Source organism: Streptomyces sp. SID486 (assembly GCF_009865385.1).
In the GTDB taxonomy this organism is placed as follows: Bacteria; Actinomycetota; Actinomycetes; order Streptomycetales; family Streptomycetaceae; genus Streptomyces.
Window position 1 is genome coordinate 1 of record NZ_WWJT01000584.1, and the last position, 11,285, is coordinate 11,285.

An 11,285-nucleotide genomic window follows, 5' to 3' on the forward strand; every position below is an offset into this window, starting at 1 on the left:
CAGGCTCCGGCGGTCGGGGTGGGCGCCCGGCGGGATCACCGGCCGGACCTCCACCTCGGCGACCAGACCCCGGGTCCGGGCCACCCGCCACAGCGACGCCGGCAGGCTGTCCTCACCGACGAACGCCGCCGCGGTGCCGGGCCCACCGTCCAGCAGCCGGTAGCGCAGGCTGACCGGCTGCACGGGCACGCCCGCGTCGAGCGCGGCCTGGAAGACGGCCCGGCGGAACCGGCCGTGGGCGCGCCCGCACCAGGTGCTGCCCTCGGGGAAGGCGGTCACGGCCGCGCCCTCGCGCAGGGCACCGGCGATCCGGCCGACGGTGCCGGGCAGGGCGCGCAGCCGGTCCCGCTCGATGAACAGCGCGCCGCCGCGTGCGGCCAGCGCGCCCGCGACGGGCCACTGCCGGATCTCGGCCTTGGCCAGCATGCGGCCGGGCCGCACGGCGGCGAGCAGCGGGATGTCGAGCCACGACACGTGGTTGGCGACCAGCAGCACCCCGCCGGCCGGTACGGCGGCGCCGGTCACGCGGACCCGGACCCCGACGGCCCGGACGATCAGCCGGCACCACCGCCTGATCCACTCGGCGGGGATCCTCCCCCGCGAGCGGGGGGACCCCCAGCCGAGCGGGGACAGCACGACCCCGGCCAGCACCAGGGCCGTCACCACGGCCAGCCGCAGCACGGCCCGGGGTACGGCCGCCGCGGCCCGGCCCGGCTCCACGCACGCGTCCGGGGTGCAGGGCGCGGTGGGCAGCCAGACGCTCATCAGGCGGGGACGAGGGAGAGGAAGTGCCGCAGGTAGCGCTGGTCGACCCGGCGCATCGACAGCAGCACGTACAGGTCGGCGACCCCGAAGCCGGGGTCGTGGGCGGGCTCGCCGCAGATCCAGGCGCCGAGCCGGAGGTAGCCGCGCAGCAGGGCGGGAATCTCGGTACGGCCGGCCGGCGGCCCGGCGGGCGGCACCCACGGCAGCAACGGCCGGACCCGGAACTCCTCGGGCGACAGGTACTTGCCCCGCACCCGCTCCCAGGTGCCGGCGGCGAGGGCACCGCCGTCGGCGAGCGGCACGGAGCAGCAGCCCGCCAGCCACTCGTGGCCCCGGTCGGTCATGTAGCGCGCTATGCCGGCCCAGATCAGGCCGATGACGGCGCCGTCGCGGTGGTCGGGGTGGACGCAGGAGCGGCCGACCTCGACCAGTGCGAACCGGATCGGGTCGAGTGCGGAGAGGTCGAACTCGCCCTCGGAGTAGAGGCGGCCGGCGACCGCGGCCCGCTCCGGCGGGAGCAGCCGGTAGGTGCCGACGATCTGCCCGGTCCCCGTGTCGCGCACGAGGAGGTGGTCGCAGTGGGCGTCGAAGGCGTCGACGTCGTGTCCCGGCTCGGCGGTGGCCAGCAGGGCTCCCATCTCCCCGGCGAAGACGTCGTGCCGCAGCTGCTGCGCGGCCCGCACGTCGGCCTCGTCGCGGGCGAGGGTGACGGTGTAGCGAGGGGGTGCCGCGGGCTGCGGGGCGCGGTCGAGGGTGGAAACGCCGGTCATGGCTCACTCCTGGTCACGGGCCGGTTCGGCGAGGACGGCGGGCCCGGTGCGTACGGCCCGCCGCTCCAGTTCTTCCGATGCCGGTTGACCGGTGCGTGACGGGTGCCAGGAGAGCGGATGTGGGGATGCTGAACGACGGGATCCGGCGGGCCGGCCGGCCTGTGACCGGTCCCCGGCGGGGAGCGTACAGGGGCCGGGAAACCAGACGGGGCCGGGGATGAGCACCACTCCCGGCCCCGCCCGTCCACCGTTCGGCGAACGTCCGTGCGGACGCGAGGGGAGCTGCGCGAGCGGCCGTGGCGCTTCCGCGGCTCCCCGCGCTCCTACCGCTTCCCCGACTTCCGGGTGGCCCTCAGCCACTCCTTGTTCATCCGGGTGATCGACATCAGCGGGATCCCCTTCGGGCAGGCGGTGGCGCACTCGCCGGCCAGCGTGCACCCGCCGAAGCCCTCGGCGTCCATCTGCGTGACCATGTCCAGCACCCGGCTCTCCCGCTCGGGCGCGCCCTGGGGCAGCACGTTGAGGTGGTTGACCTTGGCGGAGGTGAAGAGCATCGCCGCGCCGTTGGGACAGGCGGCCACGCACGCCCCGCACCCGATGCACTCGGCGTGCTCGAAGGCGAAGTCGGCGTCGGCCTTCGGGACCGGCGTGGCGTGGGCCTCCGGCGCGGACCCGGTCGGGGCGGTGACGTAGCCGCCGGCCTGGATGATCCGGTCGAACGCCGACCGGTCCACCACCAGGTCCTTGATCACCGGGAACGCGGCGGCCCGCCACGGCTCGATGTCGATCGTGTCGCCGTCCCGGAAGGACCGCATGTGCAGCTGGCAGGTGGTGGTGCGTTCCGGGCCGTGGGCGTCGCCGTTGATGACCAGCGAGCAGGCTCCGCAGATGCCCTCGCGGCAGTCGTGGTCGAAGGCGACCGGCTCCTCGCCGGCGAGGATGAGCTGTTCGTTGAGGACGTCCAGCATCTCCAGGAAGGACATGTCGGGCGAGATGTCGTCCACCTCGTAGGTGGACATCGCTCCGTCGGCGCCGGCGTTCTTCTGCCGCCAGACGCGCAGGGTGAGCTTCATGCGTAGCTCCGCTGGGTGGGGTGGACGTACTCGAAGACCAGGTCTTCCTTGTGCAGGACGGGAGCCGCGCCGGTGTCGGTGAACTCCCAGGCCGCCGCGTAGGCGAACTCGTCGTCTTGGCGGGCGGCTTCGCCGTCGGGGGTCTGGGACTCCTCGCGGAAGTGGCCGCCGCAGGACTCGGCGCGGTGCAGCGCGTCGAGGCACATGAGCTCGGCCAGCTCCAGGTAGTCGACGATGCGGTTGGCCTTCTCCAGCGACTGGTTGAACTCCTCGCCGGTGCCGGGCACCTTGATCCGGCGCCAGAACTCCTCGCGGATCTGCGGGATGCGCTCCAGGGCCTTGCGCAGCCCGGCGTCGGTGCGGGCCATGCCGCAGAACTCCCACATCACCTCGCCCAGTTCCCGGTGGAAGGAGTCCGGGGTGCGGTCACCGTCGACCGCGAGCAGCAGGTTGATCCGGTCCTCGGTGTCGGCCAGCACTTCCTGGACGGCGGGGTGTTCGCCGGTGACCGGCTCCTGGTGCGGGTTGCGGGCCAGGTAGTCGTTGATGGTGGCCGGCAGCACGAAGTAGCCGTCGGCCAGGCCCTGCATGAGCGCGGAGGCGCCGAGCCGGTTGGCGCCGTGGTCGGAGAAGTTGGCCTCGCCGATCGCGAACAGCCCGGGGACGGTGGTCTGCAGGTCGTAGTCGACCCACAGGCCGCCCATCGTGTAGTGCACGGCCGGGTAGATCCGCATCGGCACCTCGTACGGATCCTCGTCGGTGATCCGCTGGTACATGTCGAAGAGGTTTCCGTACTTGGCCTCGACGGCCTTGCGGCCCATCCGCCGGACGGCGTCGGCGAAGTCCAGGTAGACGCCCTGTCCGCCGGGGCCCACCCCCCTGCCCTCGTCGCAGACGTTCTTCGCGGCGCGGGAGGCGATGTCCCGCGGGACCAGGTTGCCGAAGGAGGGGTAGATGCGCTCCAGGTAGTAGTCGCGCTCGTCCTCGGGGATCTGGTCCGGCGGGCGGGTGTCGCCCTTGGCCTTGGGCACCCAGATCCGGCCGTCGTTGCGCAGCGACTCGCTCATCAGGGTCAGCTTGGACTGGTGGTCGCCGGTGCGCGGGATGCAGGTCGGGTGGATCTGCGTGAAGCAGGGGTTGGCGAACCAGGCGCCGCGCCGGTGCGCCCGCCAGACGGCGGTGGCGTTGGAGTTCATGGCGTTGGTCGACAGGTAGAAGACGTTGCCGTAGCCGCCGGAGGCGAGGACGACGGCGTCCGCGAAGTAGGTGTCGATCCGTCCGGTCACCAGGTCCCGCGCGACGATGCCGCGGGCCCGTCCGTCGACGACGATCAGGTCGAGCATCTCGGTGCGCGGATGCATCTCCACGTTCCCGGCGGCGATCTGCCGGGACAGCGCCTGGTAGGCGCCCAGCAGCAGCTGCTGGCCGGTCTGGCCGCGGGCGTAGAAGGTGCGGGAGACCTGGACGCCGCCGAAGGACCGGGTGTCGAGCAGGCCGCCGTACTCGCGGGCGAAGGGCACGCCCTGGGCCACGCACTGGTCGATGATCTCGACGGAGATCTGCGCGAGCCGGTGCACGTTGGACTCGCGGGCGCGGAAGTCGCCGCCCTTGACGGTGTCGTAGAACAGGCGGTGGACGGAGTCGCCGTCGTTGCGGTAGTTCTTCGCGGCGTTGATGCCGCCCTGCGCGGCGATGGAGTGGGCGCGGCGCGGGGAGTCCTGGTAGCAGAACTGGACGACGTGGTAGCCCTGTTCGGCGAGGGTGGCGCCGGCGGAGCCGCCCGCGAGGCCGGTGCCCACGACGATCACCGTGTGCTTGCGCCGGTTGGCCGGGTTGACCAGCTTGGCCTCGAACCGGCGCTTGTCCCAGCGCTCGTGGATCGGGCCGGAGGGGGCCTTGGGGTCGGTGACCGGCGCGCCGGTCGTGTAGTCGGTGTACGTCATGGTCAGCTCACCACTCCGGTCATGACGCCCACGGGTACGGCGACGAAGCCGGCCGTGAGCAGCAGCGCGAGGACGTTCGCGACGGTCTTCAGGGCGCGGTCGCGGGCCCTGCTGCCGACGCCGAGGGTCTGGGCGGCGCTCCAGAAGCCGTGCCTGACGTGCAGGCCGAGCGCGAGCATCGCGACGATGTAGACGACGTCGCCGTACCAGGTGGAGAAGGTGTCCACGACGTTCTGGTAGGGGTGGCCCTCCTGGAAGCCGCCGGGGTGTGCGGTGCCGGTGGTCAGGTCCAGGATGTGCCAGACGATGAACAGGGCGAGGATGATCCCGCCCCAGCGCATGGTGCGGGTCGCGTAGCTCGCCCTCGGCTTCTTGTGCACGTACTTGTCGGGGCGTGCCCTGATGTCGCGGCGGCTGAGCTGGTAGGCGGACGTGGCGTGGGCGACCACGGCGGCCACGAGGACGATCCGCACGAGCCAGAGCGTCCACTCGTAGTGCATGAAGGGTTCGCCGACCGTGCGCAGCCAGTGCGCGTAGTGGTTGAACTCCCCGGCGCCGAAGAAGATCTTCAGGTTGCCGATGACGTGCGCGACCAGGTACAGGAGCATGATCACGCCGCTGACGGCCATGACCGTCTTCTTGCCGACGGAGCTGTCCCACACGGTGCGTGCGATGGACGGCCGTCGGTCCGTCCGCGTTGCCAGTGCCATGGAACAGCACGCTAGGCCCGGGACACCTGATCGGTCCAAGACATGGTCCAGCTCGTTTCCATAGGCTGGAGCTATTCTGGTGGGGTGCAGTTCCATCAGCTCCAGTACTTCGTGGCCGTCGCCGAGACCCGGCACTTCACCCGGGCCGCCGAGCTGGTCCACGTCGCCCAGCCGTCGCTGTCGCAGCAGATCAAGGCGCTGGAGCGGGAGCTGGGCGCGGACCTGTTCCGGCGTGCCCGGGGCAACATCACGCTCACCGACGCGGGCGAGGCGCTGCTGCCGCTGGCCCGGCGCATCCTGGCCGACGCGGACACCGCCCGGTACGAGGTGCAGGAGCTGGTCCAGCTGCGGCGGGGGCGGGTGCGGCTGGGGGCCACACCGAGTCTGTGCACGGGGCTGCTGCCGGATGTGCTGCGTGCCTTCCACGACCGCTATCCCGGCATCCGGCTGCTGATCGAGGAGGGCGGCTCGCACGACCTGGTCCGGGGGCTGGCCCGGGGCGCGCTCGACCTGGCGCTGATCGTGCTGCCGCTGCCGACGCCGGCGCCCGCGCTGACCACCGTGGAGCTGCTCCGCGAGGACCTGGTGGTGGTGTCCTCGCCGGAGTCGCCGGTGCCCGGCCGGGGCGGGCGGACCGTCGCCATCGGCGACCTGGAGGGGGAACGGCTGGTGATGTTCCGGCACGGGTACGACCTGCGCGAGCTGACCGTGGCCGCGTGCCGCTCCGCCGGCTTCGAGCCGGAGTTCGCCGTGGAGGGCGGCGAGATGGACGCGGTGCTGGGGTTCGCGCGGGCGGGGCTCGGCGTCGCCGTCGTGCCCCGGATGGTGGCCGCCCGGGCGGGTCGGGGGCTGCGGGTCACCCCGCTGGCCAGGCCGGGACTGCACCGGACCATCGCCCTGGCGCACCGCAGCGACGTGGCTCCGCCCCGCGCCGCGCGTGAGCTCCAGCGGATGCTGCTGGAGCGGTGAGGACCGGCCCGCGCCCGTCGGCGCGGTGCCTGGCGGCGGCGGACCGGGGGCGCGGGTGGTGCGGAACCGGCGCCGGGCCCGACGGTGCTTCGGGTGGCAGTGGCGGCTCGGGGGCACGGGTGGTACGAAGCCGGTGCCGGGCCCGTCGGTGCCGTGCCTGGCGGCGGACCGGGGCGCGGGTGGTGCGCGGTGGTCCGCGCGGTTCCCCGCCCCCCGCCGGGGCGCGTCAGCCCGTCGCGTCCACCAGTGCCAGGTCGTGGAGTCGCTCCGGAGGGCCGGGACGGGCGTAGTACCAGCCCTGGGCCGTGTCGCAGCCCAGTGTCCGCAGCTGTTCGGCCTGGGCGCCGGTCTCCACGCCCTCGACCGTGACGGCGAGGTCGAGGCTGTGGGCCAGGGAGACGATCCCCTCCACGATCTTCAGGTCGACGGGGTCGGCGGGGAACTGCTGCATGCCCTGGGTGAAGGACCGGTCGAGCTTGAGGACGCTCACCGGCAGGCGGCGCAGGTTGGCCAGGTTCGAGTAGCCGGTGCCGAAGTCGTCCAGGGCGATGTCGACGCCCATCTCCGCCAGCCGGCGCAGGGGTTTGAGCAGGTCGTCGTCGGCACCGATGAGCGCAGACTCGGTGACCTCCAGGCACAGGGCGTCCGGGGTGACCCCCGCGCGTTCGAGGATGTCGACCGTGTCCTGGACCAGCCCGGGATGGCTGAGCTGGCAGGGCGAGAGGTTGACGTTGATGCGCAGGGGGCCGGCGGCGCTCCGGTCGCCGTGCCTCTCCCGCCAGGCACGGGCCTGCCGGATCGACTCCTCCAGCACCCAGCGGCCGAGCGGCACGATCAGGCCGGTGTGCTCGGCGAGCGGGATGAAGCGGTCCGGCCCGAGGACACCGTGCTGCGGGTGCAGCCAGCGCACCAGGGCCTCGGCGCCGCGCACGCTGCCGTCACCGAGGTGGACCAGGGGCTGGTACTCGATGAAGAACTCGCCGCGCTCCAGGGCGGTCGGCAGGGCCGTCGTCAGTCCGTGCCGGGTGATGGCGCGGGCGTCGGCCTCCGGGTCGGCGAGTTCGAAGCGGTTGCCGCCCGCCGACTTGGCCCGGTACATGGTGATGTCGGCGCTGCGCAGCACCTCGGCGGCGGTACGTTCGCCGGCCGGCCCCTCGACGATGCCGAGGCTGCCGCGGACCAGGAGGTCGCGGCCGTCGATGCTGACGGGGGTGACGAGCGCGCTCATGATGCGCTCGGCGAGTTCGTCGACCTCGTGCTCGGTGCCGGGACCGGTGGTCAGGGCCACGAACTCGTCGCCGCCGAGCCGGGCGACCATCTCACCGGGGGCGGTCGCGCACGACTGCAGCCGGTCGGCGACCTCCACCAGCAGCCGGTCGCCGGCCGCGTGGCCGAGGCTGTCGTTGACCGTCTTGAAGCCGTCCAGGTCCAGGTAGCACAGGCCGAAACGCTGCCCGTCGCCCGCGTTCAGCGCCTTCTCCAGCCGCTCGAAGAACAGCGTGCGGTTGGGCAGGCCGGTCAGGGCGTCGTGAGTGGCCTCGTAACGGAGGCGGAGGTTGAGCAGCCGGCGTTCGGTGGTGTCCTCCATGAGCGCCAGCTGGTACTGCGGAAGACCGTCGGGGTCGCGCAGCAGCGAGACCGTCAGATTGGTCCACAGCACGGTGCCGTCGGGGCGGTTGAACGCCTTCTCCAGGTGGTAGTGCTCGCGCTCGCCGCGCACGAGTTCGTCGTAGAGCCGCCAGGTCTGCGGGGCGTCCTCGGGGTGGACCCAGTCCTGGACGCGCCGGCCGCGCAGGGTGCGGTCGGTGAGGCCGAACATGCGCAGCAGCGCCTCGTTGACCTGGAGGATATTGCCGTCGAGGTCGGCGATGCCGATCCCTATGGCGGCGCCCTCGAAGACCGCGCGGAAGCGGGCCTCGCTCGCGTGCAGCGCCTGGGCGACCACGCCCTGCGCCTCCAGCGCGGCCTGGGCGATGGCCTCCTGCTCGGCGAGGGTGCGCTCGCGCAGCGCCTGGGCGTAGCCGGCGGCCATCGCGTGCTGCAACCGTGAGGAGCGCATGCGCAGTTCGTCCTGGTCACCGTCCTCGCCGCAGTACAGGACGAGATAGGCGTCGACGCAGTCCAGGGTGCGGGTCAGCGCTTCGGGGTCGGTGCAGTGCGCGCCGACCAGGGCGGCGCCGACCGCCTTCGCCGCCTCGGCGTCGAAGCTGCGGGCGCGCAGCAGTTCGCTCAGGCGGACGGCGAGCGGCAGCAGCCGGTCCTCGAACTCGGCCCGGGTCAGCGACGTCGAGGTCACCGGGAACAGCGCCCGGCTCCAGATCGTCGTCAGCCGGCGCAGTCTTCCCTCCGGCCCGTCCGGCTCGGCGCTCATGCCGTACGCCCCACGCCGGCGTACCCGGAGAAGGCGTAGGGATCCTCGTCCTCCGGCGCCGAATCCGGGCGCCAGTGCGGCATCTGCACCAGTCCGGGTTCCACCATGTCGTACCCCTCGAAGAACCGCGCGATCCGGTCGCGCGAGCGCATGATCAGCGGGTTGCGAATGTCCTTGTACACGTCCACCGCGCCCTCGGCCCGCTCGGCGGGCAGCGGGATCCCCTCGTACGAGGCATGGGTGAGGATCAGCAGGCTGCCGGGCGCGAGGGCATCGCGCAGCTCGGCCACCGCAGCGTACGGGTCGTCCGCGTCTTCCACGAAGTGCAGTATGGCAACGAGCAGGAGGGCCACTGGCCGATTCAGGTCGATCAGCCGCTCCACCGGGGGGCTGGTGAGGATCTCCCGGGGCTTGCGGAGGTCGGCGGCGACCACGTCCGTGTCGTCGTCTCCCGCGAGCACCGCCTGGCTGTGGGCGACGGCCACCGGATCGTGGTCGACGTAGACCACGCGGGCGCCCGGTACGGCCGCCCGGGCCACCTCGTGGACGTTGCCGAACGTCGGGATGCCGGAGCCGATGTCGAGGAACTGGGTGATGCCCTCCCCCGCCGCGAACCGCACGGCCCGGCGCATGAACGCCCGGTTGGCCTGCATGATCTTCGGCAGGCCCGGCAGGAACTCCATGGCCTTGCGGGCCGCTTCCCGGTCGACCTCGAAGTTGTGCGAACCGCCCAGGTAGTAGTCGTAGATCCGCGAGACGCTCGGCACCGAGATGTCGATGCTCCGTGGGGCCCAGGCGGGACGCTCCATGTATCTCTCCAAGGCGTGGACAGGTGTAGGCGATCCGGTGTTCGAGCTGAGGCTACTGATCGCCGCCCAAAGGAGCGACCTGAACCGGAAATTGACCATCCGTTCCCGGTCACTGCCTGCGGCAAGTGCCCGAACGACCCCGCTGTGTGACCACCGTGCGGCGCCGTGCTCCCACCGCACACAACGATCCGCCCCCTCCGTGCGGTGCGGAGGGGGCGGATCTTCGGTCGTGCGCCGAGGCGGGCGGGTGATCGACCCTGGGGAGGTGATCTATTCGCCCGGCGCACCGACCGGCTTGCCGTCGGGCGAGACGGCGTACCAGGTGCCGCCCACGCCCTGACCGTTGGTGTCCCCCGGGGCCTTGTCCCCGGAAAAGGTGTAGATCGGCCAGCAGTTGACGGTCATCTGCCTGGCACCGTCGGAACGGGTGAAGGGCATCAGCCCCTTCTTCTTCACACCTTCGGTGTCGTCGGCGCCGACCGGGCCGACGGCAGGCCACTTCTCCAGGCAGGCCCCGGTGCAGTTGGAGACGGACTTCGGCCAGGCCTGGTCCTTCATGAAGCGGTAGACCGTCATGCCGTTCTTGTCCACGACGATGTCACCGAGCTTGGGGTCCTTGTGGACGGACAGGCCGGGCAGGTCGGACAGCTTGGCCTTCTTGCCGGTGGGCGCGAGCGCGAACCACTTGCCGCCCACGCCCTGGCCGTTGACGTCACCGGCGTTGACGTCCTTCGCGTAGCGGTAGGCGGGCCAGCCGCCGACGGTGAGCTGCTTGGAGCCGTCGGCGCGGGTGACCTCGCCGAGCAGCGCCTTGTCGATGCCGGCGCCGGCGGTGGCGTCGTCGGCGGGGACCGGCGGCCAGGTGGTCGCGCAGTCGCCGTCGCAGTTCGACTTGGGCGGGTTGGCGGTGTCCTTGTCGAACCGGTAGAGGGTGAGGCCGGAGCCGTCGGTCAGCACGTTGCCCAGGTCGGGATTGCTCGCCACGGCGAGCTTGCCCGCCGGGGAGACCGGGGCCGGGGAGGCGGAGCTCTGGTTGCCGTCGGCGCCGTATCCGTTGCCCGTGCCGGCGACGGTCCCGCTGCCCGGGTTGCCGTAGTCGCCGGCCGGGGCCGTGGCCCCGACGTTCTGGGCCGCCGACGCGGGAGTGGCGGCGTTGTCCTGGCCGCAGGCCGTGGTCAGCACCAGCACCGAGGCGGCCGTGGCCACCAGTGAGGCGGTCCGCCAGGAGGTCTTCATCGTCAACTCCACATTGTCGCCTGGATTTTGCAGCGCCCTGCTGTGCCGCCGCACGGCCATGGGTACGCACGGCAGGGGCCGCCGTGTTCAACGGCGGCCGATTTTTCTTTCCGCCCCGTCCTTCCGCGTCCGGTGACCCCGCTTCGGCCGCCGGGGGCGTGGACACCCGGACGAATCAGGCCGGGACAGGCCCTTCGGCTCGGCAAACCATCGATCACCCCATCTCCCTCTTTCGGAGCAATCTCGGCTCACCGGGGCGTACGGCGTCCCTTCGCGCCTCATGATCTGCGACGTGCATGGACCCGAAGTGACCCGATGCGCGCCTACGACACGGGCGTTGGCCCTGTTGACGCTGACCTGGGCCCTGGTGGGCTGTCCGGCCGGCAGCGCGTCGGCCGACGCCTGCGCGTACGCCTCGACGGGCCCGGACGGCACGGTGGCGGTGGCCTACGCCGGCGGCCACCACTGGCCTCCCCCGCCCTGCCCGAAGCCGACCCCGCCGCCGTGCCCGCCGAAGCCGACACCTACACCCACGCCGACGCCCACACCCACACCCACACCCACACCGACGCCGACGCCGACGCCGACGAAGCATCCGAAGCCGCCGCCCCGCCCCACCCCGAAGCCGACGCCCCGGCC

At 72.3% G+C, this 11,285-nt stretch carries 9 protein-coding genes; 1 reads left to right on the plus strand and 8 read right to left on the minus strand.

Annotation, left to right across the window (positions count from 1 at the left end; translation table 11 throughout):
- The 5 genes from GT045_RS27335 to GT045_RS27355 form a co-directional block, all read right to left on the minus strand.
- On the minus strand, positions 1-765 hold a 765-nt coding region (locus GT045_RS27335), incomplete at its 3' end, for a lysophospholipid acyltransferase family protein (protein WP_161335794.1).
- Entirely contained in the window at positions 765-1,535 is a 771-nt protein-coding gene (locus GT045_RS27340; protein ID WP_161335795.1) for a GNAT family N-acyltransferase, read from the minus strand. The genes GT045_RS27335 and GT045_RS27340, both read right to left, overlap by 1 nt.
- A gap of 323 nt (positions 1,536-1,858) precedes the next feature.
- Positions 1,859-2,608, minus strand: a complete 750-nt coding sequence (locus tag GT045_RS27345) for a succinate dehydrogenase/fumarate reductase iron-sulfur subunit (protein WP_161294429.1) — start codon at positions 2,606-2,608, stop codon at positions 1,859-1,861.
- Complete coding sequence (locus GT045_RS27350) at positions 2,605-4,551, minus strand: fumarate reductase/succinate dehydrogenase flavoprotein subunit (RefSeq protein WP_161335796.1); 1,947 nt, start codon at positions 4,549-4,551, stop codon at positions 2,605-2,607. Before GT045_RS27350 ends, GT045_RS27345 begins: the two co-directional genes overlap by 4 nt.
- 2 nt (positions 4,552-4,553) lie before the next feature.
- Positions 4,554-5,225, minus strand: a complete 672-nt coding sequence (locus GT045_RS27355) for a succinate dehydrogenase (protein WP_161294436.1) — start codon at positions 5,223-5,225, stop codon at positions 4,554-4,556.
- A 120-nt stretch (positions 5,226-5,345) separates the two neighbouring features.
- Here GT045_RS27355 and GT045_RS27360 point away from each other — a divergent pair, with 120 nt between their 5' ends.
- Positions 5,346-6,230: a LysR substrate-binding domain-containing protein gene (locus tag GT045_RS27360; protein WP_161335797.1), complete on the plus strand. Its 885-nt coding sequence runs from the start codon at positions 5,346-5,348 to the stop codon at positions 6,228-6,230.
- 226 nt (positions 6,231-6,456) lie between these two features.
- Here GT045_RS27360 and GT045_RS27365 read toward each other — a convergent pair whose 3' ends face one another.
- The 3 genes from GT045_RS27365 to GT045_RS27375 all read right to left on the minus strand — a co-directional run bounded on the left by GT045_RS27365 (position 6,457) and on the right by GT045_RS27375 (position 10,646).
- On the minus strand, positions 6,457-8,601 hold the full coding sequence (locus GT045_RS27365) for an EAL domain-containing protein (protein ID WP_161335798.1): 2,145 nt from the start codon (positions 8,599-8,601) through the stop codon (positions 6,457-6,459).
- Complete coding sequence (locus GT045_RS27370; protein ID WP_161293894.1) at positions 8,598-9,410, minus strand: SAM-dependent methyltransferase; 813 nt, start codon at positions 9,408-9,410, stop codon at positions 8,598-8,600. Before GT045_RS27370 ends, GT045_RS27365 begins: the two co-directional genes overlap by 4 nt.
- Positions 9,411-9,680: 270 nt before the next feature.
- On the minus strand, positions 9,681-10,646 hold the full coding sequence (locus GT045_RS27375; RefSeq protein WP_161293896.1) for an SCO0930 family lipoprotein: 966 nt from the start codon (positions 10,644-10,646) through the stop codon (positions 9,681-9,683).
- Positions 10,647-11,285: the final 639 nt, after the last annotated feature.